The sequence below is a fragment of the Paenibacillus sp. ALE3 genome, from assembly GCF_054113405.1.
The window spans coordinates 1,872,491-1,898,174 of sequence record NZ_CM134214.1 but is presented as its reverse complement, the minus strand read 5'-3'; the positions used below and the strand labels follow the sequence as shown (position 1 = coordinate 1,898,174).

Sequence of the window (25,684 nt, the reverse complement as noted above, 5' to 3'; positions counted from 1 at the left end):
AAGTCGCCTGTATAAAATAACCCGGGCGGCATACTGCCTTCCATAATGTTATCATCTGTTTCCGTTTCGTCGTTAAATATACATAGAATATACCTAACCACCGCCATATAGGCCGAAACTGGCGTTTTATGGCACCCTTCTTGCGTGGAACAAGGTTTATAGTAATACAGTCGACAGACAATTTCAAGTACGACGACGGTTCAGCACGTAAAAAGTAACAGCCAGCGCAAGCACCAGCACTAGTCCTTTGACAATGTCATGAGCAAAATATTGCACATTCATCATGGTCAGTCCATTAACTAATACGCCGATCAACACCGCACCAATAAATGTACCAATAACATTGGGTTTACCCGCTCCAAACACTGAAAAGCCGACGAATACTGCAGCTACCGCCTCCATGAGCAAGGGAGAGCCAGCGTCAATTTGACCCGATCCTACACGCGAAGCATACAAAATACCGGCAATTGCCGCAAATACGCCTGAAGCAATATAGGCCAGTGTACGGACTTTTTTTACCCGTATACCCGACAGACGAGCAGCCTCCTCATTTCCGCCAGTTACATACATTTGACGCCCGTGCTTCGTATAGGTCAAGAAAACATGCACCGCTGCCACAGCTAGCAACAGTAAAATAACCGAAATCGGGATACCCAACCATTTACCTTGACCTAGTAAAAGAAATGCTGGAGATATCTCGCCTGGGGCCTTGCTGCCATCCGGAAACTGCATATGATTGTAGATGGTATAGCCCTGTGCGTACGTTTGATGAACCCCGCTTACAATATACATAATGGCTAGAGTTGCGAGCAAATCGGGGATACGCAGTTTAATAATCAAAAGTGAATTTAATAGTCCAACCAAAGCTCCAACAACCAGAGCCACAATAATGACCACTGCAACAGGCTGTTCATACCAGACCATCAACGAAGCTGAGACGACTGTCGTCAAAGATACCGTTGCACCAACCGACAGGTCAAAACCGTCCACGATAAGTGACAATGTCACACCAATGGCTACAAAAGTTACAATCGCAATTGAGCCAAGAATATCCATTAAATTATCATACGTCCAAAAATAAGGTAAGGTGGCTGAGAAAAACGCCAACACACCTATAATGACCACTACAGCACCGTAACGAAACGAGACATTTAACCATTTTTCCTTCATGAATGCACCTCTTCACCACCGCTGGCGTACAACAGAAGCTGTTCCTGTTCGACTTCGCCTCGCGCAAATTCCCTTATTATTTTCCCGTCATACATGACTGCTATCCGATCACCAATGCCAATACCTTCTGCAAATTCACAGGTTAGATAAATGATTGCTTTTCCTTGTGCTGCCAATTCTCCAATGATACGGAAAATATCGCTTTTTGCCCCTATATCCACACCCTTGGTTGGTTCGTCAAAAACAAAGATATCCGCTCCAGAATGAAGCCATTTTCCTATCGCAACCTTTTGTTGATTCCCACCGCTCAAATACTTAACATGCTGGCGCAGTGAAGGCGTCTTAATACCAAGAGAGGCGACAACCCCATTACCGTTATTACGTTCTCTATGCCGACTAATGAAACCAAGAACACTCAGCTTGCCCAAGAGCGGAAGGCTAAGGTTTCGTTCCACGCTTTCTTCAATCAAGACCCCCTGCTTACGCCGCTCCTCGGGTATGGACACAATTCCTTGAGCTACTGCGTCCGCTGGCTCATGCAAACGAATGCAGCGCCCCTTGAAGGTCAGTTCCCCCACATCTGGCTTGTCTGCCCCTGTAAGAAGTCGTGACAGCTCCGTCTTGCCCGCACCGACCAAACCCACAATAGACAGAATTTCGCCGCGTCTGACCTGCAAATCAACACCGTGAACCCGCAATCCCTTCCGGAGCCCTCTTGCTTCCAATACCGTTTCACCAATAGGCGCCTCTGTTTTCGGAAATTCCTCATCAAATGTTTTCCCAAGCATATACGTGACAATGCCGCCTACATTTAAATCAGAAGCAGGTCCCGAGAACACGCGCTCACCATCACGCATTACCGTAACACGGTCACTGTGCTCGATGACCTCCGGCAATCGGTGGGTGATAAGAATACATGCTACTCCCTCATCCTTGAGGGTATGAATCGTGCGGAACAAACATCTCGTTTCTTCCTCGCTCAGCGGTGCCGTTGGCTCATCAAAAATGATAGTATTCGCCTGCTGTGTCAGAATCCGTGCGATGAGTACAAGCTGCTTTTCTGCTAACGTCAATTCAGACACGTATCGTCGTACATCTATATCAACCTCCAGACGCGCTAATGCCTCACGTGCTCGTCTGCGCATGGACGCTGGTGCAACCCACCACCGACCATCAAGTGCAGACAAATCGTCCATTACAATGTTTTCAGCGACGGTTAACTGAGGCACAAGTGCCGAATCGACTTCTTGATACACACAGTGAATTCCGGCTCTTTTGGCTTCCCACGGTGAACTAATAATCAGTTCCTTGCCATCCACAACGATCGCTCCCTGATCGAAACGATACGCACCGGACAAGATTTTCATTAATGTGCTTTTCCCTGCCCCGTTGGCACCGAGCAGAGCGTGAATTTCGCCACCCTGAACCGTAAAATTCACGGCTCGCAGCGCATCTACACCAGCAAACCGTTTGCTGATGTTCTTCATCTCCAATGTATATACTGGTGAACTCATGGTGCCCCCTCACTCCCGCTTATGATAAAAGCGCGCCGAAGCGCGCCATTGCATTTGCGTTATGAATCAATTTATTTGGACGTTTCATATTCCTTCATCCAATCTTTGTAACCCTGCTCACTCTTGCCCCATCCTTTCACATATTGAGACAACTCGGATGTGGAAATTTGCTTATCTGGCAACTCTTCGCGCTGCACATATACTGCCTTCAGCACAACTTTCTCCTCAGGGTGATCCCCATGCAACTTTTGGTATGCATAGCGCACTTGTACACGTCCAATATCTGTTGGATCTACGGCTGCTGAAGCCACCCACGGGTTTTTCGGGTCCTGAATCATTTGCAAATCTTCATCACTCATATCAATCCCGTAAACTTTAATTTCCGTACGCCCAGCTTGTTGTATCGCCCGAGCTGCACCTTTGGCAAATTCATCCCAAGCCGCCCAAACTGCCGTAATTTCGCCCTTAGGATATTGCTTTAGCACAGCTTCCATTTTGGCTTGCGTATCCAAAGCAGGATTCTGAGCCGAACCAAAAGTTGCAATCTCTTTAATATCTGGATTGGATTTCAAAAATGCATCATAAGCAACCTGACGGCGCTCCATTGGCGCAAACCCTGCAACCCATACTTTCACAATATTTCCTTTGCCACCGATGTCCTTTTTCATTTGCTCCAACGTCAGTTCCGCCATGCTTTGATCATCCTGTGAAAGCACTACCGCGCCCGGAACATTGACCGCAGCATCGAACACGATAACCGGAATATTGCGGGAAATTGCTTTTTTAAGTCCTGGCTCCAGCAATGCGTCACCGTGATCAGTCAAAATAACATCAAACTGCTGATTAATTGCACTATCTAGCAAGGAAGCCATTTTTGCCTTATCGTTATTTGCAACAAACTTGGTCAGCGTACCGCCAAATTTCTTAACCTCATCTTCCACACCTTGAACATACTGCTGCGAAAACGTACCTGTGTTAAACTCCATGATCAAAGCAACCCGTTTACCCTTTAGATTCGAACTATCTGTTTTTCCGTCCCCTGTATTCGTTCCTGCAGTGCTTGTCCCTTGAGCGCCGCTCTCTGTTTTAGGCGCGCCACATGCTGTGACCAGCAGAATCAGCACCAGTAGCATAATGGCTCCCAGCCCTAGCTTCTTGTTTTCTTGGAGCCCTTTTTGGATATACATGATTTGTTTCCCCCTCGTTCCATCCACTAATATGTTTCAAATTTGATACTTAATATATCGCGTTAAACCAAGTATGTAAATAGGTTTTATTAAATATAGAAAAATTCACGATCTCTCATGGCAAAAAACTACAAATCCCATAAAAAAATACCGCAAAGAGCAGTCAGCAGCCCTCTACGGTATTTCACTTACACATTTTTGGTTATGGATTAGCCTTAAAGAATTATAGCAATAAGACCACCAGAACCTTCATTGATAATGCGACCCAGCGTTTCCTGCAGCTTATAGCGTGCATTGTCCGGCATCATGGCAATCTTGCCTTGAATACCTTCACGCACAATGGAATGCAGCGAACGTCCGAAAATGTCTGATTCCCAAATTTTGATTGGATCATTCTCAAAATCCTGCATCAGGTAACGTACGAGTTCCTCACTCTGCTTCTCTGTTCCGATAATCGGAGCAAATTCTGATTCCACATCGACACGGATCATGTGAATGGAAGGGGCTGTCGCTTTAAGCCTCACTCCAAATCTTGTACCCTGTCGAATCAACTGCGGTTCGTCCAGTGCCATCTCAGCCAGTGATGGAGCAGCAATACCATATCCTGTTGTCTTAACCATTTCCAGAGCCTCGGCAAAGCGGTCATATTCACGTTTAGCGTGGGCAAAATCCTGCATCATTTGCAACAAATGATCCTTGCCGCGAATCTCTACCCCGACGACTTCAACCAAAATCTGGTCATACAGCTCATCAGGCGCATACAAATCGATTTCCGCGACGCCCTGCCCCATATTCATTCCGCTTAATCCGGCCCTGTCGATGAACTCATACTCCATAAACTGGCCGACGACTCGATCTACATCACGCAGGCGTCGAATATCTTTAACCGTATCACGAACGGAATTTTCATAGTTGCTACGCAACCAGTGATTTTCGTTCAATACCATAACCCAGCTCGGCAGGTTCACATTCACCTCATGCACCGGGAATTCATACAATACTTCACGAAGTACACCCGTAACATCATCTTCCGTCATGGTTGCCGCGCTAAGTGTCATGACTGGAATATCGTACTTGGCAGCCAGTTCACTGCGGAGTTGAAGTGTTTCATCACTGCGTGGATGCGTGGAGTTGATAACCAGAACAAATGGCTTGCCAACTTCCTTCAACTCTTCAATGACGCGTTCCTCCGACTCTACATAAGAGCTACGCGGGATTTCAGCAATGGTGCCGTCTGTGGTGACGACCACACCGAGTGTTGAATGCTCTTGAATAACCTTACGTGTACCAATTTCTGCCGCTTCCTGAAAAGGAATGGGTTCTTCAAACCATGGTGTAGAGATCATTCTTGGACCATTTTCATCCTCGTATCCTTTTGCACCTTCTACTGCGTATCCTACACAGTCAACCAGACGTACATTCACGTCCAGTCCTTCCGTTACTTTGATCTGGACGGCATTATTCGGTACGAATTTAGGTTCCGTCGTCATGATCGTCTTCCCTGCCGCACTTTGCGGCAACTCGTCTACGGCACGGGCACGGTCCGCCTCACTCGTAATGTTGGGCAGTACAATCGTTTCCATAAACCGCTTGATAAACGTTGATTTTCCTGTTCGGACTGCGCCGACGACCCCAAGATAGATGTCTCCTCCGGTGCGTTCGGCAATGTCTTTAAAAATGTCCACTTTCTCCAATGAAATCCCCTCCTCAAAAGTCTCCGAAGGAAAAATGCTTAAAGAGCATCCGCTTCGTGTTCAACCAACTGCTTGATCCCAGATGCGGCAGAACAGCCTTTAAAATGCCCGGAAGTCGTCCGCCGCCGAGATTCAGGAGACTGATGGAATCGGCGAAACGGCGTAAACTCGTACATGCATTTGGACTGATACCATCATATGTATCCCCTCCGTAAAATATGTTTAGTTTTTTAAAAATAGATTACGTTACAGTGATCAATGCAGAAAGATATTTTACGTTTGGGTCCACTCACTTAATATATGCACAGCAAGATTTCCCCATGACTTTGTTGCTAGACTTAAATAAAAAAAGGATATTTCTCTGACCGTTTCTAGCCGTCGAGAAATATCCTTTGTTTTTTGTTCTACTGATATAATCGATATTACCACAGTTCGTCATCCAGCCCCTGACGCTCCAGTTGCCGTCTAATAGCTGCCTTGAGCCTATCCTCCGGTATGGTTACCTCCATATCACCCTGAGCTCGGGCCTGACAGGATAAACGTATTCCTTCATTCAGTAAAGGCCCCAGCTTACGCTGCTCTGCATCATTAGGGCGACCTGCAAGCTCAGCCCGTTCCGGTGCTATCTCTACCTTACACATCAGACAGGCTGCTTTTCCATCACAACGTGTGGGAATATACACACCTGCTTTACGGGCAGCCTGGAGCAATGACGTACCCCGACTGACCTGTACGCACCTGCCTGACGGCTTGAACGTAATCTGCACATTCATGAACGGTCCTCCATTCACCTTTCCTCTTAATACGCACGCAACTTATATTTCATTACTCATTCGGATGAAGGAGTGAAGTTCTGGCCAAGGGAGAAGCTCTCCAAGCTTGCCCAACTGCTCCTTATTCCAAATGTTACTGACCAATAGCTGTTTTAGTATCCCTATGTGTCGTTGCGGGTCTCGCTTCATGACATTTGCAATCGCTTGATAGCGGTCGGGGCGATTTCGCAACAGATTGAATAGCAACTCGTGGCTGAGAGGCATCAAACGCAATGAGGTATTTTCCAGATCAAGCTGTATCCCAGCCGACCAGAGTAGGCGCTCGACCTCTAAGCGGTATAAAGCTCCATCACATAAAACCTCAAATCCTCCCACCAATTCGACTGGAAATCCCTTCAGCTCATAGTGGCTTAGCAACGAAACGTAAGATCCGCTACGATCAACCTGCTGTTGGTCTATACTCACACCCGGCGAGTGCGCGTGTAACAGCTTTGCTGCATGAATATCCGCATAAATATCAATGTCCCGAGGCAGACGATCCAATTCAACTTCTTGCACAAGTAGTGCACAGCTCCCCCCCAGCATCCATGGAACCGACACCGCTGACCAGCTCTCAGTCAAGCTACCCAGCGCAACTGCCAGATCATGAGGAAGCCTGTCCACTAACACTGATGATATTGCCTCCTTCAACATCGTTTCCTCCTTTGCTGTCTTTCCTCCCGTTTCCTGATGGGCATCATTATAACATGTTCGACATGGCAGTTCGACATTTTGTGTACTGGAATAGTACTTTCCTGCCTCAAAATATAAAAAAACCGCGAACCTTCCCAGTTCACGGTAAAAAAAACGAACCATCGTGCGGCCAGCGTTTTATTTTTTCATCATCATTTTCATTAACGCTTCCATATTGGAAGGATTCATTCCACTCTTTTTGACGGCTCCGACAATATCCCTGACTGTATCTTCCGATACCGGAATGTTAGCCATCGCAGACACCTGTTTTATAAGCTGACGCAACTGTGTTTCACTTTGAAGCGTGTCCGGCTTTACCGTGCCTGCCAGCTTTTTCACTGCATTTTCGGATATGTTTTTGCCGCCTTTTTTGTTAATGGCCTTCAATGCATCTTTCGGAAAGTTTTTACTCACAATCTCCCCTCCTCCGCCATTGCTCAACTCAGTCTATGAGTGACGGAGACAAAAGGTGATTAAGCATACAAAAGACATGCCAAACGCCTAACTAAAAAAGGCTATCTCATCGTAGAAAAATCTACTCATGAGACAACCTTTATACTTTAGAAGCTCCTCTGTACTCTTATGAATGCCATTGCTCCCAAGTTTGAAGCGGCATGACTTCCATCTCGGTTTTCGGATCGCGACCCATTAATGCCTCAACAGCTTTGCGGACGTCACGTCCTTCAAACAACACTCCATACAGCACCTCTGTAATAGGCATTTGAACACCTAATTTTTGTGAGATAGCGTATGCTGCTTTTGTCGTACGAATTCCCTCTACGACCATACCCATAGATTCCAGTACGGCATCAAGCTGTTGGCCCTGTCCCAATAATGACCCTGCACGCCAGTTGCGGCTGTGACGACTCGTTGCCGTCACAACTAAATCACCTATACCCGCAAGTCCGGCAAAGGTTAATGGATTAGCCCCCATCTCAACTCCGGCACGGGTAATCTCAGCCAATCCACGGGTCAACAAAGCCGCTTTAGCATTATCACCGAAGCCAAGTCCATCCGACATTCCCGCACCCAGTGCGATAATGTTTTTTAAAGCACCGGACAGTTCGACACCGAGCAAATCCCGGTTTGTATAGACGCGGAAATAGGAGTTCATGAACAGCCCCTGAGCAGCCTGTGCTGCCTTCTCATTGGAAGAAGCTACAACAACCGTTGTAGGACATTTCTTCACCACTTCCTCCGCATGACTCGGGCCTGATAGCACGGCAATATCGTCCTCCGCGATTTCCAGCTCTTCCGAGATCACCGTGGACATACGCTTAAGTGTCTCTGTTTCAAAGCCCTTAATGGCATGTACTACCAGCATATCCTTGGTGAAATGAGCTTTCAGACTACGTGCAACCTGCCGAGCGGCAGACGAAGGAGATACGATGATCACCGCTTTTGCTCCAGATACCGCAGTCTGCATATCCGTTGTAGCTGAAATGCGATCAGACAAAATAGAGCCTGGTAAATAGTGCTCATTCGTATGCTTCTCATTGATCTCAGCAGCTTGCTGTTCGCTTCTCGTCCAGACAGAGACATCGTTGTTATTGGTCGCAAGTACGGAAGCTAGGGCTGTTCCCCAACTACCTGCCACCAGCACAGCTATTTTCTCAGACAAGACGATCTCCTCCTTTGGAGCCAAGCTTATTCTCATTTCCCCGTGCCAACTTGACTATATTAGTACGGTGTCTCCACACAGCAAACAGGCAAATGATTAGAGCCGTCCAAAATAACGGCCAAGCAAAACCAAGTACGAGTAATATCCAAGGGGTCAAAATAACAAAAATTAGCGATCCCAGGGATACATACCGCGTTATTACGATGGCAAGTATCGCAATGATTCCGGCATATAATGCCGGCAGCAAGGCAAGCGATGCCAGTACACCAATGGCAGTCGCAATCCCTTTGCCTCCGCGAAAGTGAAAATATACCGGCCAGTTATGGCCCGCAATCGCCGCAATGCCACACAAACCCGGTAACCAGGATGATTCACCACCCAACCAGTGCCCTATCAGCACCGCAATAACCCCTTTAAGTACGTCCAGCAGCAGTACCAGAATAGCCGGGCCTTTTCCAAGCACGCGCAGCGTATTCGTCGCACCGGCATTGCCGCTTCCATGCTGGCGAATGTCGATTCCTTTTAATTTTCCATACAGCAAACTAAAGCTGACAGAGCCAAGCAAGTAACTGAGTACGATGGCAACGATCTGTAAAATCAACCTATTCGCTCCTAACTTTCGTCAGACTTGCGCCGGGTAAATATACGAATTGGAGTTCCTTCAAAATTAAAGGCGGCGCGAATTTTGTTCTCCAGATAACGCTCGTAAGAGAAGTGCATTATCTCTGGATCATTTACGAATACAACCATCGTAGGCGGTTTAACAGCAACCTGAGTCACATAGTTAATACGCAGACGACGGCCCTTGTCTGTTGGTGGTGGATTGATGGCAACCGCGTCGGAAATGACATCATTCAGCAGATGTGTCTGAATACGCATGACATGCTGCTGTGCCACATGCTGCACAACTGGAAGCAACTTTTGCAGACGTTGCTTTGTCTTTGCAGATAAGAACACAATCGGAGCATAGGTCATGAACAGAAAGTGGTCACGGATTTTCGTCTCAAACTGGTGCATCGTTTTATCGTCTTTATCTACGACATCCCATTTATTAACGACAAACAACGAGGCTTTACCCGCTTCATAAGCATAGCCAGCAATGTGTTTATCCTGCTCAATGATGCCTTCCTCGCCGTTAATAACGACCAGTACAACATCTGCACGCTCAATGGCACGCATCGCACGCATTACACTATATTTTTCTGTCGTTTCGTATACTTTACCACGTTTGCGCATACCTGCCGTATCAATCAGTACATACTTTTGTCCGTCTTTTTCAAAAGGCGTATCAATTGCATCACGTGTTGTGCCTGCAATGTCACTGACGATAACCCGTTCTTCACCTAGAATGGCATTAACGAGTGAAGATTTACCTACATTCGGACGTCCGATCAAAGCGACACGTATAACGTCTTCGTCATAATGATCTTCTTCTAGCTCAGGTAAATTGGACGTAATTGCATCCAACAAATCACCGATCCCTGTGCCATGACTACCAGAAACAGCAATTGGGTCACCAAATCCATAAGAATAAAACTCATAGATCAGATCGGCGCGACTGAGGTTGTCCACCTTGTTTACTGCTACGATGATCGGTTTACCCGAACGATATAGCATTTGAGCTACCTCTTCATCCGCTTGCGTTATTCCTGCTTTTGCATCGCTCATGAACACAATAACATCTGCTTCTTCTATTGCAAGTTCGGCCTGCATACGGATGGACTTCAAGATAACATCCTCACCATCAATCTCAATGCCGCCGGTGTCAATAATACTGAAGGATTTACCATTCCACTCCGATATACCGTAAATACGGTCACGAGTGATTCCCGGTTTATCTTCCACGATGGACAAACGATCCCCGATAATCCGATTAAAAATCGTGGACTTACCCACATTCGGACGACCAACGATAGCCACAACGGGTCTTGCCATAAATTCACTCCTCCTGTCAATTCTTCCGCTATCATCATAGCAAAAAACATACCTATTGGCGATATAGTGACGTAACAACAATCGGCGAACCCTCTGGGTCCGCCGATGGTGTACGTTATGCTTATAATAAAATGTATTGATTTAAACTCATTTAAATTTGTTCAGCTTATCGCCAAAACGCTCGCCAAGCGTAATGCTCAGTCCGGAATTGTTGAGGGAAACGTTAGGATTATTCAGTTCCTCACGAGGCGCGCGAGATGCACGTGGTGCTCTTTCTGCTTTTGGAGCGGCTTCAGGAGCTTCCTCAGTTTCTTTAATGCTCAGGCTAACACGTTTTTCAGAAGGATTCATTTCAAGAATTTTAACTTTAACTTCTTGTCCTTCTTCCAGAACTTCTTGTGGAGTACCAATGTGTTTGTGGGAAATTTGAGAAATATGAACCAAACCTTCCACACCAGGAGCAATCTCAACGAATGCACCGAAGTTAACCAAACGTTTAACAACACCAGTTACGATGTCATTGTTATTGAATTGTCCAGCAGCCGATTCCCAAGGACCAGGCTGTGCAGCTTTCATGCTCAGGCTGATTTTTCCTTTTTCAGGATCTACTTTCAAGACTTTTACTTTCACTTGATCTCCTTCGGAAACAGCGTCAGAAGGCTTATCAACATGAGTCCAAGCAATTTCAGATACGTGAACCAGACCGTCCACTCCGCCAACATCTACGAAAGCACCAAACTGAGTAAGACGTTGAACCGTACCAACGATTTCTTGTCCTTCTTTCAGCTCAGCCATTACTTTAAGCTTGTTAGCTTCGAATTCTGCTTCCAGAACGTCTTTTTGGGAAAGGATCACTTTGTTGTTTTCACGATCCAGTTCTTTTACAACAACACGCAATGTGCGGCCTTTGTAATCACTGAAATCTTCAACAAAATGGCGTTCTACCATGGATGCAGGGATGAATCCGCGCAGACCCACGTCTACTACGATGCCGCCTTTAACAACATCATTCACAACAACTTCAAATACTTCTTTGCTTTCGAACAGTTGCTCCAACTTTTCCCAAGCATTTTCACTGTCGATTGCACGTTTGGACAGAACAAGTTTTTCCTTGCCGTCGTCGATGCTGATAATTCTAGCTTCAACCTCTTGGCCTACTTGTACTGCTTCTTCTGCATTATCCAGACCAGAAGACAATTCGCGAATTGGAATAACTCCATCGTATTTATATCCAATGCTTACTACCGCTTGGTTATCTTCCAATTTCACAATTGTACCCTTAACGGTGTCACCTTTTTTCAGGGAAACGATTTGATCGAGCTCGTCTTGATTTGCCGCTTCAGCAGCTTCTTGATTTTTAATTTCTTCCGACATGTCAATACCCTCCTCAATTCAAAAAAACCATTTATTTAAACCTGCGCATAGCAGAGTTCAAAACAAAATACATTTTTGCTCTAGTTTTCCAAGCTTAGACACAATTCATGCAAGCCTTTCAATCATTCGTAGGCTTACCAGTTTCCTTCATTGTGCGAATACGTGACATAATTGCTTCTGTTGCCAGTTCAAGAGGATCTCCTTCGACATCGGCACCCTTTTGGTAAGCGTCCAAATTAACAGGTTTACCGTATATCACTTTCGTTTTACGGAAAAGCTTGTAATCACCAATAATGGCGACCGGAACGGCAGCCGCTCCACTACGCAGTGCAAAACTGGCAGCACCCTTTTTACCAATTCCCCCAGCTCCTCTGGAGCCTTCGGGAAAAATCCCCATAACCTTACCGTCACGCAAAATGTTCAATGCCAGCTTAATGGATTCCTTACTCACACCACCACGTTTGACTGGAAAAGCTCCCAGTTTGTCGATCAGTGGTCCCAGCACAGGAACATTAAACAGCTCTGCTTTGGCCATAAAGTGAACCTTTCGCTTCAGCAAAATGCCCACTGTAGGAGGGTCAAGATTACTAATATGATTAGAACACAACAGCACTCCACCCTCAGCAGGAACATTTTCCCTGCCTACCGCCTCAAGCCTAAACAGAACGCGGTAAATAAGACGCAAAATACTGGCGCATACAGTATATATCATTGGCTGATCTCTCCATCCTTCTCCGTTAAGCAATAAGATACGATCGTATCAACGACATCCTGAATGCCCATATGGGTCGTATCAAGCACAATGGCGTCCTCACTGCAACGAAGCGGGGATACCTCCCTCTCCTCATCAAACTTATCACGTGCCGCAATGTCACGTTCAAGCTGTTCCAGAGTGATATCATCAGTTTCGCTCAGTTCTTTAAAACGACGTGAGGCACGTTCCTGAACACTTGCGGTCATGAACACTTTAACTTCCGCATCGGGAAGCACAGTTGTTCCAATATCGCGTCCGTCCATAACGACACCCTTACGCGCAGCCATTTCACGCTGGTTTTCGGTCAAGCGTGTACGTAAACCAGCAATACTCGAATACTGTGACACATTGCTAGTCACTTCCATCGAACGAATCACAGTGGTTACATCTTCCCCGTTACAATAAACCTTTTGGCCTGTGGGGTCCGGTACTAATTCAATCACCAGCTCAGGTACATGCTGAAGCACTTTTTGTACATTTTCTGCAGGAATTTCTTTGCACATCATGTACCACGTTGCTGCTCGATACATGGCTCCGGTATCTACATATACATAGGAAAGTGCTTTCGCCACCAGGCGGGCCACTGTACTTTTCCCTGCGCCAGCAGGACCATCAATGGCTACATTTATTTTGTTAATTGAAGATGCATGTTGCCTTGCCAACAGGGAATTCCTCCTAACCTAACCTCAAGAAAAAAGCAGGCATTGCCTGCGACGTGAAAATTATACCACACATTTATAGGCGATGCAAAATAAGCGACAGGTTTACTAAAAAAGAAAAGCTTCGCATGATTACGATTTCCCCCGGAACTCCAACTGTCTTTCAAAACAATATTTAATCAGTTTTTGGCGCTCCTGATCAGCGATTTTCTCATATTTCAGCATAATGAGTTCGCGGCCATTTTCCATCTGCTGAATGCGTACAATTTCAGATTGGAACGGAACATGCTCTTGAGTGCCGTTTTTATATGGAACCAAAATCCAGCAAGACAATGATTCTCCTTCTTCAAGATGATGTGAGCCCTGAGTCTGAAAAGATACGCCTCCACCTCCCACATCATGCGTCTCTGCTACAAATCTAGATTCGTTTGCACCATGCTTAACCGCAATTTCCAAGTTGGCCTTTACTCTAAGAAAGTTTCGACGCTGAATTTTGCTGATGCTGTCCGGAGCAGGCTTGTGAATACGAACCATCCGGAGGACGTCATCTTTAAAGCCCGTAACGTGAGTATTAAAATAGTTTTTAATTCCACCCTCACTCATAAAAAATATAGACAGCTCTTCCCCAAGAAACAGCTTTTTCAAGTGTCCGCTTGTTTGTGACATGGGAATTTCAATTAGAAAGTTCTGTGAGTCCTCTTCCGCAATACGCGACTTATATTCAAAAGATTCCTCCTTCTGATCGGTACCGGCAAGTTGTATGTATAACACATCATTAATTTTTGGAAACAAACGATTCACCATCCTTGTCCATTCAAGACTATAATTAAGGTATATAATACCACGACTTTGTGCCTATATTAAGCATTATATTTGCTAGAACCATGACTAAAGCACAAAAAACCTCCTTAATAAAGGAGGCTTAGAGTGACTATAGATTCATTTCAGTATAATCAACTAGGCATTACTTGCCGTAACTTGTGCTTCATCTGAATCTTTTACTTGTTCAATCGTTTCTTCCATTCCCGTGTTCGCGTTAATGTAAATTCGATAAATGGAACCGTTAATTTTACCGCCAAATTCATAGCACAGAACTTCATTCGACAGTTCATTTTCAATTAGTGCTTTGCGGTGGTAGGTTTCACGAAACTCAGGATTCAACTTCGCTCGTGCTTCATTCAAATTCAGTTTTGCCTGAGGAATACGACGGAGGTGACTGTGCTCATATACATAATCGCTGCATTGAAAACCAATCACTTGTCCGTTATCTAAGCCTGATCTGACTGTGATTTTTTCTGGATAGATAATCACATCCCCTTGTTGGCTCGCAAATGTAATGTTAGCTAAATTCCCGCTTTCATCATATGCTACGGGCTTCATTCCTTTGTAGCCCCTTTGTTCAAGATAATCACTTGCATAGCGAACCGCTTCATTACGAGTTGCTTTTTTAGGACCTACTGATCTCATGTCATGATAAGAAATGAGCTTGCCGCCCTTTTTCGTAAAATCCATCGTGGCCACAGGCTGCTGCTTATTTAACAACGTAGCCGTATAAGACGCCCATTCTGTTCCTTTACCATTTTCGTTCACACGAATCTGACTTTCTGGTTTTCCTGTAAATTCAGCGGCATTCCGCTTAATTTGTCCAGCATCCACCGCCGGGAGACTCAACTTTTTCACTGAGCGCTTATCATAGATGCTCGCAACAGACGGTCCCCAATCCAGTTCTTTGTAGTTCTCTACTTTTTTGTCCACGGTTTTGAAGCCATCAATAATGGTGTTATCCTTCGGTCCAGTTTGAGAACCTGCCGCCATATCGACATCCATCCAACGCAAGTTTTTGCTAATGACCTTTTGCTGCACCTCATGCATGTTTTTCGAAATTTCTTTGGAATTGTTATATAACGTTTTCAGATTCGAAATTTCTTTCTCGTTTAAAGGCTCGTGATCCAGATCACGAACAGCGGTTTGATACGAAAATGCAGATAGATGTGACAGCAAATCTTTAGCATGATTAAAAGGCATTACATTGAGAGGCAACTGATTAACCTCATTTTGGGCTTCACTTGCAATTCTCCACACGTTCATCAAGCATTTGCGGTGCATCGCGTGTGAAGTAGTATGGACAGCAACCGCGTTACCGAGTTGGGAATGCAGCTGATCCATATGAAACGACAAATCGTGAAACGCACGCTGGTATTGATTTTCCGCTTTAATTGACATTCTATTTGCCTGAGAAGACACCTCTCTTCTCATCTGGCTTTGCTGATAACCCCACACAAATGCTCCTATCATAATCAGGGTAACCACCGGGAACAATACGGCACTAAGTCGCTTATACATATTGGGAGTCTCCTTTCTTCAAATACACTACCGATAGTGTGACAAGAAGAAAGCTCTCTTATGCATGGTTTTCCATGACTTCAACAATAAACTCACAGTTATCGCAAATGCAGCGTTTAAAGCCGGTCTGAATCTGCCCTTGCTCCATTCGCCCTCTCAGCACAAAGCGTTCTCCGCATCTTTTACAATGAATTCTTACTTTTATACGCAAAAAAGACACCTCTTTCTCTAACAGGTTTGTCAGATCAGTGTGTCCCATTTCGTTACATATTAACCTTTTCTTCCCGTTTTAACATTCGAAAAGGAGAACGATTATTCGCTCGACTGATTTTTGCCATCCCTCCATACCATAGAAATGCCATCAGTGGAATGATAAACCATATCCAGTCGTGTGAAAATTTCGTTAAAATTAAATCATATACTCCGTGCCAAAACCATGGAAGCACTAATGACAGAAGCAGCATATATTTACTCTTCAGGTCTACCGAAAACTTGGCTTTCCCCATATAGTAGCCCATCATAACGCCAAACATCGCATGACCGGATACCGGTAGCAATGATCTCATTAACATCATGCTGATCGAAGCATGCCCCGCCCAGGCATATAGCAGATTTTCAACCGTGGCAAACCCGAGTGAGACTGCAGCTGCATACAATATCCCATCATAAGGCTCGTCGAACTCCGTATGGTTATAGATGATGTGATACAGCAGGAACCATTTAAAAAACTCTTCCACTCCAGCGGAAATACCGAACACCTGAATTAAAGTGTCATCTCCTAGCCAAAGCAATAGCCCACGTTGAAAAATCATAACCGGTAGCACCACTAAAAAACCGAGCAAAAATACTTTAATAACCATGTGCAGGGGCTCCGAATCATAGCGATCCTTTAAGTAAAAGTACATCAATAAGGCGAGACCCGGCGCTGTAGCTGCCGCTAAAACAGAAAACAGAAGCACCGATCATCCCTCCATAAAAATGAGTCGGCCCTGCTTTCAGCGCAGAGCCGACAAATTAACTTCATTATCACTTTCTAAACCAAATCAAGAACGGCTGTCAAAATGGGTGCAGATGACAGCAACTGCCTGTTCAGGAATGACCAACTTTCCATACTCTTCCAGCATAGCTGGTGTTACGGATGAACCTTCTCCAAATTCAGCCAAAATCGCGATTAAGGCTGCAAGCTTGGACTCTTCTACTTCTTCTGGCTCCAAATGCAAAATCCATTTTCCTCTATAATGATACAGCTTACCTGCTTCCGTAGTGTTGCTGCGGAGCATATGAGCCGCTTCTATGAGTACTTCGAAATCGCTAAACGCGTAAACGATGGAATCACTGTGCTCCATTGTGACTTCCATTTCGTAGACTTCCTCTGGAAGCTCCTCATCGGGACCCGAACCGTACTGCTGGTGATCGTATTTTCCCCGAGTGACGATAACAACCATTCCCTGAGCAGGAAGCGCAAAGACTTCAACAGCTAACGGTCCCGTGGCATCGAAGCCCAGTTCGCTGTATGCCTGATCCATCATTTCAGTAAACAGCTCATGAACCCTTGGAATTTCTTGCCACATATCATCCTTTTGGATACCCCGTTCGCTCAAATCGTCAAAGGTAAGGAAAATCCGTATCTTGTCCTGACTTAATCTTTCTATTTTCATACTGGACCCTCCTCCTGGCAGCCGAGTGTTATTAGCAGATTATGATTCAAATATGATGCCTGTGATGAAAATGGTTCTATGTAATCATGTTATCATTTTATAATCGTAAATGCACGAATAAAAATGATAAAAAAAAGAATCATTTGAACGGCTTTAACAAAAAAGCCGCAAAATGATTCGGAATAGAGGTTTCGGGTTACAATCCCGGTACGGCTGTATGAGTTTCTTTCAGTATTTGCTCGACCTCACGTTTAACATCGGGACTTGTGCTAATAAACTCTTTAATCAACTTCATATTCTCTTCCTTGCTCTTGGCAGTTTGGGCGTTATGCACGGTTTTATCTGCTTGTGAACGATGATCATGATCCTTGTGGGTGTCTTGTGTATTCAGCGCAATATCACCCATGCCTGGAAAAGCGGCGTCCATCATTTTTGTACGAGCTTTCTGCACCAAATTTCCGCCTTTTTTTCCGCCCATGTCCATGGATAAGCCCAAACCATTGCGGTTACGAGAGATCAGAGAGCTTGCGACAGCCCCCAAGACGATTCCCAGGAAAAATGAAGATGTTTTCACAATTAGAACCTCCCTTTGTGGTAGAATCAAGCATAGTGTTCGTCAGCAGAGACAAACTCATACGGTATAAATATAGGAAGGTGAGATGAATTAATGGGTACAAAAACAGCAGTCATTTTGCTAACAGCATGTCTGCTGCTTAGTGCTTGCACTGCGACGAAGCCGGAATCTGCGGATTCCAATAACCATCAGGATTCAGTAACTTCTGATTCAAGTAACAGTGCCAAAGATCAGAGCAGTATATCTTCCCCAAAAGGAAGCAGTAAGCAAGCAGACAGTGATGAGCAAAAATCAGTGAATACAACAAATACACAAAATGACAAAACCGCCGTTGGGAGCAACGGAACTACAGTTTCGACAACTGCGGTTACCACTAACAAAATGTATCACTTGGACAAAGCTTATAATGTAATTCCTAACCAACAAGGTGCCGAAAAAAAAGTGGTGTTGCTGACTTTTGATGATGGTCCGAAGGAAGCCGTCATGATTAACAAAATCATAGATACATTGGATAAGCACAAGGCAAAGGCGATTTTCTTCGTAAACGGTTATCGTGTAAAAGAACATCCTGATTTGCTCAAGCTTATCCATGATCGCGGACAGCCCATTGGCAACCATAGCTGGGACCACATCGTTCTCAAGAACAAGTCTGAGGCTGAGGTCAAAAAACAGATTGAAACGGTACAAAAAATCGTTAAAGATACTACAGGCCAAGCACCCGTATTCTTTCGTCCGCCTCATGGTGCTGGTGGAGACGTAGGTCGCAAGGTGGCGAAGGAAAATGGGCTCTTGTATATGACATGGTCCGTAGGTTCTCTGGACTGGACCATGAAAAAAAATCAACCTCATAAAACGGAGACACTTCTCAAAAACGTAACAGAACAACTTCATCCTGGCAGCAATATTTTGATGCATGAACTGCCATGGACAGCGGAGGCACTGGACAGTCTATTGACGCGCCTTGAGCAGAAGGGTTATCAATTTGTCGATCCACAAAGCATTGAGATTCCTGCCAGTTAATAGTCACTTGTGCATATCCTCGTATGGTCAAATGTAGATGACGTAAAAATAAATAATGTAAAAAGGCTTCCATCTCCACATAACTTGTGGGAGATGAAAGCCTTTTTAGCGTAACGTTGCACGCACGTACTAGACGCACGCTGTCACAATGCCTTTATATCACCACAGCATTTCACTAATGGGTGGTGCACCCTTAATTCCCCACCATAGTAACGCTGCTGTAATAAGCACAAAAAGAGTGCTCAAAAAATTTAAAAACCACTTACTTACCCGAATACGGCGGGACGGAAACATTTCTGTCCGTGTTCGGTACTCACTGGCAGGAATGTCTTCCTCCATTGTCACAGCAACTTCTGGTGCAGCGGCAACGTTAGCCAATTCTGGCATGGGCCGTGAAGCACGGGAGCGAACCGGTTTGGGCTTTGACCTGTCCTCCTCCTTGCCTTTGCGACCATTTCGGCGGCTACCATAGGTCTGCACTCTGCTAAGTTCCTGATTCATTCTTCATACCTCCGAAAACGTAACGCTAAGCCAGATATAAGGTCAATCACAAAATGACAAATGATTGGTGCCCACAGGCTGCCTGTCTGCACATATATATATCCCAATCCATAACTGCTAAGGAAAACCCAGCCCGTGGGAATCCAATGCCGTAAATATCGGATATGAATAACCGCAAACAAAATGCTTGTCCAATAAGGACCAAAACTGTACTGAATCGCACCTCTAAACAAAATTTCCTCACAGATGGAAACGATAGCAGCTATACAAATAATATGCCAAACCGGTCGATTTTGAAACAGCATTTGATTAATACCACCGTCATCCATGGCATCCTCAGGCATGATCCGAGATAGCAGCAGATCCACTAATAGCATAGCGGCCGCCAGTCCCAATCCCCACCATAAGACGTGTACAGTGTTGGGCAATGCAAACAGTTCAAACACATTTCTTTTCTGAAATATAATCCAGATTACGCCAATCAGCAGGGTCAGACCCTGAGTTAGATACAAATTGTAAAGCAGCAAGCGGTCGTTCAATTGATGAATTTGCGCTCTTTTCCATTTCACTTTAAGCTTTTTCATAGTTAGTTAGTCCTCTGCTTAGTCTTCTTTAGCATCATAGCCAAAAAGTCGGGCGGATTCAAGAAGACTTAAATCTTAATTTTTCCGCATTCTGTAGCTATGTATCTAGTCGTCTATCCACACATGTCGCATGTCCTATTGACATGCCCATGTAAGCCATGATACATTATGAAAAAATTATTAGCGACAACAACAATGATGGAGAAAAGGTATTGATTTCGTCCTCAGAGAACCGGTGCTTGGGTGGAAGCCGGTGGCGAAGTAACTACTTTCAGCGCTCCTGAGTTATTGCATCGAGGTCTAGGGAATCATTTTCCGACATTAGATGCAATCGGCAGAAAACCGTTATCCTTTCGGTCATTATATGACCGCTGAAGGCAGTCCATTGCGAAATGGCTGCGAATTAGGGTGGTACCACGATAACTCTCGTCCCTTACTATGGAGATAGTATGTGATTCGGGAGTTTTTTTGATGCCCGAAAACCATAAAGCGACTCCGCATAAGGCCTTTGGTTGTCAGTTTGGTGCAAAATACTATTTTATTCCTTTTCTGCGTCAATGCGTTATCACACTAGTGTTTCGACCGCTCTCCTGTACTTTTTAGAAGCATTTCAAGTTTTTTCATGTTCTTTATGGAATGTATTTCAGTTTGAAGTACATCCTGTCCATAAAAGAAGTTAACTTTGAGGAGGAAACCAAATGTTTAAAGTGTTAGTATCCGATCCAATCAGTGACCTGGGCATTCAGCAGCTGATGGATGCAGACGATGTCACGGTGGACAAGAACACAGGTCTCAGCGAGGATGAATTGGTTCAAATTATTGGTGACTATGACGCATTACTCGTCCGAAGTCAAACCCGGGTAACCGAACGCATCATGGCGGCAGGTAAAAACCTCAAGGTTGTCGGACGTGCTGGGGTCGGAGTGGACAACATCGACCTTGAAGCAGCAACACAACGCGGGATTATCGTTATTAATGCTCCTGACGGCAATACAATTACGACATGTGAGCACACTTTTGCCATGATGATGGCACTGGCTCGCCATATTCCACAGGCTTACGCTAAAACCATCGGTGGTACATGGGATCGTAAAACATTCCTCGGTGTCGAACTGCGTAACAAAACACTTGGAGTCCTCGGCATGGGACGTATCGGCAGTGAGGTAGCTAAACGCGCCAAAGCATTTGGCATGAGCATCCTCGGTTATGATCCGTTTCTGACTGAAGAACGCGCTGAGAAGCTGGGCATCAAGCTAGCCAGCGTGGACGAAATTATCCGCAACGCAGATTTCATGACCGTACACACGCCATTAACACCAGAAACCAAGCATATGATCGCACGCCCGCAGTTTGAAGTGATGAAGAAAGGAATGCGCATCATCAACTGTGCCCGAGGCGGAGTTATCGATGAAATGGCACTTGTTGAAGCTATTGATGAAGGTATCGTTGCCGGTGCAGCCTTTGACGTATTCGAGTCGGAACCACCAGCACAGGATCATCCGTTCCTGAGCCATCCAAAAATTATCGTTACACCACATCTGGGTGCATCGACTGTCGAAGCTCAGGAGAACGTGGCGATCGACGTGTCTGAGCAGGTGCTGCATATTTTACGGGATGAGCCGTTTAAAAATGCGGTCAACATGCCTCCAGTACCATCCAATGTCATGACGCAATTGCAGCCATATTTCTCACTCGGAGAGAAGCTGGGCAGCTTTGCCGCTCAGATCACCAACCAGGCTGTACGTGAAATCCAGGTGGATTACGCTGGCGATTTGTCTTCTGTGGATACACAGCCGCTCACACGTTATATTTTGAAAGGCGTACTTAGCCGTCATCTGGGCAGCGATGTGAACATCGTAAACTCTGTGCATCTTGCCAAAACACGTGACGTTCATCTCATCGTCTCTCAGGCGCCTGCCACCAAGGGCTTTACCAATCTGATCACCGTTACGCTCAAAACGCAAAGCGGTGAAGAACAACGTGTTTCCGGCACCCTGCTCGCAGGCTATGGTGAACGTATTGTTCGGTTGAACCAGTTCCCAGTAGATGTGGCACCGGAGGCTCATTTCCTGCTCATCTCACACAATGATAAACCCGGCATTATCGGCCGTGTCGGCACCTTGCTTGGGGAGAACAGCGTCAACATCGCTTCTATGCAAGTAGGTCGTAAAATTGTTGGCGGTGAAGCTATCATGATCCTGACCGTTGACAAAGCTGTGCCTAAAGACGTGCTGATTCAACTCGTAGGCTTGCCAGAACTGAATACTGCCCAAGAAGTAGTGCTGGATTAGTTCCAGTCAGTGTGAAAACTTCCTTGGTTTTATTTATAAAGAGAGGCGCCCGGCTACCGAGGCGCCTTTTCTTATACCCTTATCTAACATAGAAGCATCCATCTTGAAACTGAATGTTCCACGTTGAACAAGATAAATGTTGATTTTTCAACAAAAAGCACCCTCTTCCGAGGATGCCTGCAAACTGGGACATATGAGCCGTCGTTATAAGCTTGTTACAGAGCCCTGTCTTGTTTTGATGGAGATTGGCAGCAAAATAGTAAATTCCGTCCCTTCTCCCAGTACGCTAGCAGCTGAGACAGAGCCTCCGTGAGCCTCTACGATGTTTCTAACAATGGCAAGCCCCAGCCCAGTCCCTTTGTCCTCACCACGTACTCTAGCCTTGTCTGCCTTGTAGAAGCGGTCAAAAATATAAGGTAGGTCCTCACTGGCAATGCCCACACCTTCATCTTTAATACGAATGCGGATTAACTCATTCCGTTCTCCCCGAATTTGATCCGCCGCAATGGTAACTTTTTTCCCAGAGGGTGTATGTCTGAACGCATTATCCAGCAAATTGGTCAACACCTGCTCCAGTCGGTCTTCATCTGCCTCAGGCAACAGCAAGTGTTGATCTGACTCATAATAATCGAGTGTCAGTCCCCGTTCCTTGGAACGAACCGTAAATTTCCGGTGAACACGCTCGATCAGTTCATTCACATCCACTTCCTGACGGTACATGTCTGTATGACCTGCCTCCATTCGGGCCAGATCCAGCAGATCCTTGACTAATCTTCCCATACGCAATGATTCATCATGGATAACCTGTACTAGCTCCTCAGACTCTTCCGGTGAACCCGCCATGCCGTCCAGCAAAGCCTCACTGTATCCCTGCATCATAGATAAGGGTGTACGGATTTCATGGGATACGTTGGCTACAAAATCGCTACGCATCTTCTCAAGTTTTACTTCTTCCGTAATATCTCTAAGTACAGCTACTGCACCACGAATAGCGTTATCTGTATACAGCGGCGCCATTTGCACTGACCACGAGCCTTTCTTGACATGGATGTAGTCTCCGACATCCTCGCCTCTGTCCATAACCGTATGGAACAAAGGCAGCAAAGGCTCAGGCACAGAAGCTCCGAATTCCTCCAGATCACGCCCCTGCCACTCCAGCTTTTCCCAAATATCCAGCAAACTTTGTGCAGGCGGATTCGTCAAGATGATTTGTCCACTTCTGTCGAAGGTAAATACGGCATCAGACATACTTCGCAGCACACTGGATAAGTGGTTTTTCTCCTCATTCAGACTGCGGATCGTCGCTTCCAGTTCCGTAGACATATGGTTAAAAGTTTTCGCCAGCTCTCCAATTTCATCGCTGGTCACCAGCGAAAGCCGAGTATCATACCTTCCCTCACGGATGGCATTCGCCGCCTGAATCAACAGCTGCATAGGCTGTGTGATTTTAGTAAAAAGAAATAGAGCAAAAAAGGTCGTCAATAAAAATCCGACAATACATGTATAGGTGAATAAATGCTTGATCTCCGTCGATTCATGTGCTGCAAAATTTCTGTTGATGTACGGCAATAAAAAAAGCCCCAGAAAAATAAGCACAGAACCTACAAGACAAATGATGGTGATCCACAGCTTGCCTACCAGCGATCTCCAGAAGTTCACGTTATTTTGGAACCTCCAGCTTATAACCTACGCCCCATACGGTCGTAATCATAGCCGCTGCCTCTGGCGATACCTTATTCAGCTTTTCACGAAGCCGTTTCACATGCGTGTCCACGGTGCGTAGATCACCAAAAAATTCGTAATTCCAAACATCTTTCAGCAGTTCTTCGCGTGAGAAGACTTTATCTGGCGACACCGCCAAATAATGCAACAGCTCGTACTCTTTAGGCGTTAGACTGATTTCAATTCCGCCTGCAGTTACCCGGTGTGCATCATGCTCAATAATAAGATTTGGAAAAACAATACTATTGCTTGGCACAGCCTCTTTCGTTAAAAAAGCAGTCTCCGACGACCGTCGTAAAATTGCCTTTACCCGATAAATGACCTCTCGCGGGCTGAAGGGCTTGACCACGTAATCATCAGCTCCGACTTCGAAGCCTTGCACGCGGTTCACTTCCTCGCCTTTGGCTGTCAGCATAATCACAGGTGTAGATTTGGTTTGGCGCAGCCGTGTACACACTTCAATCCCGTCCATACCCGGAAGCATCACATCGAGCAAAATAATACTGTAATCGCTTGCAGTCGCTTTTTGGAGAGCAATCTCGCCATCCTCAGCTTCTTCAATCTCGTATCCTTCTTTTTCTAGATACATCCGCAGAAGGCGGCGAATGCGTTCTTCATCATCTACAATTAATATGCGGTTGCTTTGTTCTGACATATTCCCAGCCCCTTCGCTAAAAAAAGCATTCTCTCTATTTTACTATTTTCCCGTGCTTGGTCAAACTTTACTCTCATCCAATAGTCTCTTTACGCCAAAAAGGCCGGGGTTATGACCCCCGTCCTGTCCGTTTCTTTTTCGTGTTGTCTGATTTGGCAAGTTGAATGAGACGGTTGATTTCGTCCTTGGTTAGGGGTCTGGTGAGACCACGCTTCAAGTTTTGCAGCAATAGATCCCCAAAAGCAATCCGCTTGAGTCTGATGACTGGGTGCGAAATGGCCTCAAACATCCGTCTTACCTGGCGATTTCTGCCTTCATAAATGGTAATCTGAATCACAGATTCCTTACCGTCCGGATCTACATCCTTATATTCTACCTCGGCCGGTGCAGTAATGCCATCCTCCAGCACGATTCCTTTTTTCAGCTTGTCCAGCTCAGTACCGTGCGGAACGCCTTTGACTGTAGCCACATACGTCTTTGGCACATGATGCTTGGGATGGGTGAGCAGATTGGCGAACTCTCCGTCATTGGTAAGCAACAGCAGCCCTTCGGTGTCGTAATCAAGACGTCCGACCGGATATACGCGTTCCTTGACGCCTTTCAGATAGTCAGACACAATTTTGCGACCTTCCGGATCGGAAGCGCTTGTAATGACCCCTTTGGGTTTGTTCATCATCAAATAGATTTTTTTCTCAGTTTTGATCGGGCGTCCCTTTACTGTAATCATATCTTGATCAGGGTCTGCTTTCGTTCCCAGCTCAGTTACGGTAACCCCGTTTACTTCCACACTGCCCGCCTGAATAAGCTCCTCACATTTACGTCTGGAAGCTACACCGGCTTGGGCCAATATTTTCTGCAATCTTTCCATGTTCGCTAATTCACCTCATGCTAATGATACCCATCCATGAGCAAAATCACAACCC

25 protein-coding genes and 1 other annotated feature are annotated in these 25,684 nt (G+C 45.5%); of the genes, 2 read left to right on the top strand and 23 right to left on the bottom strand.

Going from position 1 to position 25,684, the window contains the following annotated elements; translation table 11 throughout:
- Nucleotides 1–183: 183 nt before the first annotated feature.
- From ACXHJ2_RS08480 to ACXHJ2_RS08395, 18 genes are all read right to left on the bottom strand, one after another.
- Entirely contained in the window at nucleotides 184–1,170 is a 987-nt protein-coding gene (locus ACXHJ2_RS08480) for an ABC transporter permease (RefSeq protein ID WP_165082343.1), read from the bottom strand.
- Nucleotides 1,167–2,684 carry a sugar ABC transporter ATP-binding protein gene (locus ACXHJ2_RS08475; protein WP_165082341.1) on the bottom strand — a complete coding sequence of 506 codons (1,518 nt, stop codon included), beginning with the start codon at nucleotides 2,682–2,684 and terminating at the stop codon, nucleotides 1,167–1,169. Before ACXHJ2_RS08475 ends, ACXHJ2_RS08480 begins: the two co-directional genes overlap by 4 nt.
- Before the next feature lie 71 nt (nucleotides 2,685–2,755).
- Nucleotides 2,756–3,871 (bottom strand): sugar ABC transporter substrate-binding protein, encoded by a 1,116-nt coding sequence (locus ACXHJ2_RS08470; RefSeq protein WP_165082339.1) that lies wholly within the window; start codon nucleotides 3,869–3,871, stop codon nucleotides 2,756–2,758.
- A gap of 215 nt (nucleotides 3,872–4,086) precedes the next feature.
- Complete coding sequence (spoIVA, locus tag ACXHJ2_RS08465) at nucleotides 4,087–5,565, bottom strand: stage IV sporulation protein A (protein WP_013371689.1); 1,479 nt, start codon at nucleotides 5,563–5,565, stop codon at nucleotides 4,087–4,089.
- Nucleotides 5,566–5,987: 422 nt separating this feature from the next.
- Nucleotides 5,988–6,338: a 2Fe-2S iron-sulfur cluster-binding protein gene (locus ACXHJ2_RS08460; protein ID WP_013371691.1), complete on the bottom strand. Its 351-nt coding sequence runs from the start codon at nucleotides 6,336–6,338 to the stop codon at nucleotides 5,988–5,990.
- 42 nt (nucleotides 6,339–6,380) lie between these two features.
- Nucleotides 6,381–7,031, bottom strand: coding sequence for a hypothetical protein (locus ACXHJ2_RS08455; protein WP_025675648.1), 651 nt, complete (start codon nucleotides 7,029–7,031; stop codon nucleotides 6,381–6,383).
- A 177-nt stretch (nucleotides 7,032–7,208) separates the two neighbouring features.
- Nucleotides 7,209–7,484, bottom strand: coding sequence for a stage VI sporulation protein F (locus tag ACXHJ2_RS08450; protein WP_013371695.1), 276 nt, complete (start codon nucleotides 7,482–7,484; stop codon nucleotides 7,209–7,211).
- Between the two features lie 166 nt (nucleotides 7,485–7,650).
- Complete coding sequence (locus tag ACXHJ2_RS08445) at nucleotides 7,651–8,691, bottom strand: NAD(P)H-dependent glycerol-3-phosphate dehydrogenase (protein WP_013371696.1); 1,041 nt, start codon at nucleotides 8,689–8,691, stop codon at nucleotides 7,651–7,653.
- Nucleotides 8,684–9,292 (bottom strand): glycerol-3-phosphate 1-O-acyltransferase PlsY, encoded by a 609-nt coding sequence (gene plsY / locus ACXHJ2_RS08440; RefSeq protein ID WP_016822223.1) that lies wholly within the window; start codon nucleotides 9,290–9,292, stop codon nucleotides 8,684–8,686. The genes ACXHJ2_RS08445 and plsY overlap by 8 nt, the downstream gene beginning before the upstream one ends.
- Nucleotides 9,293–9,303: 11 nt before the next feature.
- Nucleotides 9,304–10,626, bottom strand: coding sequence for a ribosome biogenesis GTPase Der (gene der, locus ACXHJ2_RS08435; RefSeq protein ID WP_013371698.1), 1,323 nt, complete (start codon nucleotides 10,624–10,626; stop codon nucleotides 9,304–9,306).
- A gap of 147 nt (nucleotides 10,627–10,773) precedes the next feature.
- Nucleotides 10,774–12,000, bottom strand: coding sequence for a 30S ribosomal protein S1 (gene rpsA / locus ACXHJ2_RS08430; RefSeq protein ID WP_013371699.1), 1,227 nt, complete (start codon nucleotides 11,998–12,000; stop codon nucleotides 10,774–10,776).
- A 118-nt stretch (nucleotides 12,001–12,118) separates the two neighbouring features.
- Complete coding sequence (locus tag ACXHJ2_RS08425) at nucleotides 12,119–12,712, bottom strand: lysophospholipid acyltransferase family protein (protein ID WP_165082337.1); 594 nt, start codon at nucleotides 12,710–12,712, stop codon at nucleotides 12,119–12,121.
- Complete coding sequence (gene cmk, locus ACXHJ2_RS08420) at nucleotides 12,709–13,416, bottom strand: (d)CMP kinase (protein ID WP_040103475.1); 708 nt, start codon at nucleotides 13,414–13,416, stop codon at nucleotides 12,709–12,711. Before cmk ends, ACXHJ2_RS08425 begins: the two co-directional genes overlap by 4 nt.
- Before the next feature lie 129 nt (nucleotides 13,417–13,545).
- Nucleotides 13,546–14,205, bottom strand: coding sequence for a flagellar brake protein (locus tag ACXHJ2_RS08415; RefSeq protein WP_165082335.1), 660 nt, complete (start codon nucleotides 14,203–14,205; stop codon nucleotides 13,546–13,548).
- A 165-nt stretch (nucleotides 14,206–14,370) separates the two neighbouring features.
- Nucleotides 14,371–15,756, bottom strand: coding sequence for a germination protein YpeB (gene ypeB / locus ACXHJ2_RS08410; protein WP_165082333.1), 1,386 nt, complete (start codon nucleotides 15,754–15,756; stop codon nucleotides 14,371–14,373).
- Nucleotides 15,757–16,019: 263 nt separating this feature from the next.
- Nucleotides 16,020–16,715: a glutamic-type intramembrane protease PrsW gene (gene prsW / locus ACXHJ2_RS08405; RefSeq protein ID WP_058711101.1), complete on the bottom strand. Its 696-nt coding sequence runs from the start codon at nucleotides 16,713–16,715 to the stop codon at nucleotides 16,020–16,022.
- A gap of 84 nt (nucleotides 16,716–16,799) precedes the next feature.
- A complete protein-coding gene (locus ACXHJ2_RS08400) occupies nucleotides 16,800–17,414 on the bottom strand; it encodes a genetic competence negative regulator (RefSeq protein ID WP_013371706.1) in 615 nt (204 codons plus the stop codon).
- Nucleotides 17,415–17,610: 196 nt separating this feature from the next.
- Entirely contained in the window at nucleotides 17,611–17,988 is a 378-nt protein-coding gene (locus ACXHJ2_RS08395) for a hypothetical protein (protein ID WP_058711102.1), read from the bottom strand.
- 93 nt (nucleotides 17,989–18,081) lie between these two features.
- Here ACXHJ2_RS08395 and ACXHJ2_RS08390 point away from each other — a divergent pair, with 93 nt between their 5' ends.
- Nucleotides 18,082–19,008, top strand: coding sequence for a polysaccharide deacetylase family protein (locus tag ACXHJ2_RS08390; protein WP_165082331.1), 927 nt, complete (start codon nucleotides 18,082–18,084; stop codon nucleotides 19,006–19,008).
- 159 nt (nucleotides 19,009–19,167) lie between these two features.
- On the opposite strand, the gene ACXHJ2_RS08385 is transcribed toward ACXHJ2_RS08390, so the two are convergent.
- Nucleotides 19,168–19,509: a hypothetical protein gene (locus tag ACXHJ2_RS08385; RefSeq protein ID WP_165082329.1), complete on the bottom strand. Its 342-nt coding sequence runs from the start codon at nucleotides 19,507–19,509 to the stop codon at nucleotides 19,168–19,170.
- A complete protein-coding gene (locus ACXHJ2_RS08380) occupies nucleotides 19,506–20,093 on the bottom strand; it encodes a type II CAAX endopeptidase family protein (RefSeq protein WP_165082327.1) in 588 nt (195 codons plus the stop codon). The genes ACXHJ2_RS08385 and ACXHJ2_RS08380 overlap by 4 nt, the downstream gene beginning before the upstream one ends.
- Nucleotides 20,094–20,279: 186 nt before the next feature.
- Nucleotides 20,280–20,530 (top strand) — a binding site (T-box leader).
- Nucleotides 20,531–20,791: 261 nt separating this feature from the next.
- On the opposite strand from ACXHJ2_RS08380, the gene serA reads away from it, so the two are divergent.
- Nucleotides 20,792–22,384, top strand: coding sequence for a phosphoglycerate dehydrogenase (gene serA, locus ACXHJ2_RS08375; RefSeq protein WP_013371711.1), 1,593 nt, complete (start codon nucleotides 20,792–20,794; stop codon nucleotides 22,382–22,384).
- Nucleotides 22,385–22,588: 204 nt separating this feature from the next.
- On the opposite strand, the gene ACXHJ2_RS08370 is transcribed toward serA, so the two are convergent.
- From ACXHJ2_RS08370 to ACXHJ2_RS08360, 3 genes are all read right to left on the bottom strand, one after another.
- The gene (locus ACXHJ2_RS08370; RefSeq protein WP_058711107.1) at nucleotides 22,589–24,043 is read right to left on the bottom strand and encodes a HAMP domain-containing sensor histidine kinase; all 1,455 of its coding nucleotides are present in this window, start codon (nucleotides 24,041–24,043) and stop codon (nucleotides 22,589–22,591) included.
- Nucleotide 24,044: 1 nt separating this feature from the next.
- Entirely contained in the window at nucleotides 24,045–24,761 is a 717-nt protein-coding gene (locus ACXHJ2_RS08365; protein WP_013371713.1) for a response regulator transcription factor, read from the bottom strand.
- A gap of 109 nt (nucleotides 24,762–24,870) precedes the next feature.
- Nucleotides 24,871–25,629, bottom strand: coding sequence for a pseudouridine synthase (locus ACXHJ2_RS08360; protein ID WP_013371714.1), 759 nt, complete (start codon nucleotides 25,627–25,629; stop codon nucleotides 24,871–24,873).
- Nucleotides 25,630–25,684 lie beyond the last annotated feature (55 nt).

Excerpts from the sequence above, each read along its gene's own strand:
- ACXHJ2_RS08480 (WP_165082343.1), bottom strand. The coding sequence starts at position 1,170 with ATGAAGGAAAAATGGTTAAATGTCTCGTTTCGTTACGGTGCTGTAGTG.
- ACXHJ2_RS08475 (WP_165082341.1), bottom strand. The coding sequence starts at position 2,684 with ATGAGTTCACCAGTATATACATTGGAGATGAAGAACATCAGCAAACGG.
- ACXHJ2_RS08470 (WP_165082339.1), bottom strand. The coding sequence starts at position 3,871 with ATGTATATCCAAAAAGGGCTCCAAGAAAACAAGAAGCTAGGGCTGGGA.
- ACXHJ2_RS08460 (WP_013371691.1), bottom strand. The coding sequence starts at position 6,338 with ATGAATGTGCAGATTACGTTCAAGCCGTCAGGCAGGTGCGTACAGGTC.
- ACXHJ2_RS08455 (WP_025675648.1), bottom strand. The coding sequence starts at position 7,031 with ATGTTGAAGGAGGCAATATCATCAGTGTTAGTGGACAGGCTTCCTCAT.
- der (WP_013371698.1), bottom strand. The coding sequence starts at position 10,626 with ATGGCAAGACCCGTTGTGGCTATCGTTGGTCGTCCGAATGTGGGTAAG.
- rpsA (WP_013371699.1), bottom strand. The coding sequence starts at position 12,000 with ATGTCGGAAGAAATTAAAAATCAAGAAGCTGCTGAAGCGGCAAATCAA.
- ACXHJ2_RS08425 (WP_165082337.1), bottom strand. The coding sequence starts at position 12,712 with ATGATATATACTGTATGCGCCAGTATTTTGCGTCTTATTTACCGCGTT.
- ypeB (WP_165082333.1), bottom strand. The coding sequence starts at position 15,756 with ATGTATAAGCGACTTAGTGCCGTATTGTTCCCGGTGGTTACCCTGATT.
- ACXHJ2_RS08400 (WP_013371706.1), bottom strand. The coding sequence starts at position 17,414 with ATGAAAATAGAAAGATTAAGTCAGGACAAGATACGGATTTTCCTTACC.
- ACXHJ2_RS08390 (WP_165082331.1), top strand. The coding sequence starts at position 18,082 with ATGGGTACAAAAACAGCAGTCATTTTGCTAACAGCATGTCTGCTGCTT.
- ACXHJ2_RS08385 (WP_165082329.1), bottom strand. The coding sequence starts at position 19,509 with ATGAATCAGGAACTTAGCAGAGTGCAGACCTATGGTAGCCGCCGAAAT.
- ACXHJ2_RS08380 (WP_165082327.1), bottom strand. The coding sequence starts at position 20,093 with ATGAAAAAGCTTAAAGTGAAATGGAAAAGAGCGCAAATTCATCAATTG.
- serA (WP_013371711.1), top strand. The coding sequence starts at position 20,792 with ATGTTTAAAGTGTTAGTATCCGATCCAATCAGTGACCTGGGCATTCAG.
- ACXHJ2_RS08365 (WP_013371713.1), bottom strand. The coding sequence starts at position 24,761 with ATGTCAGAACAAAGCAACCGCATATTAATTGTAGATGATGAAGAACGC.
- ACXHJ2_RS08360 (WP_013371714.1), bottom strand. The coding sequence starts at position 25,629 with ATGGAAAGATTGCAGAAAATATTGGCCCAAGCCGGTGTAGCTTCCAGA.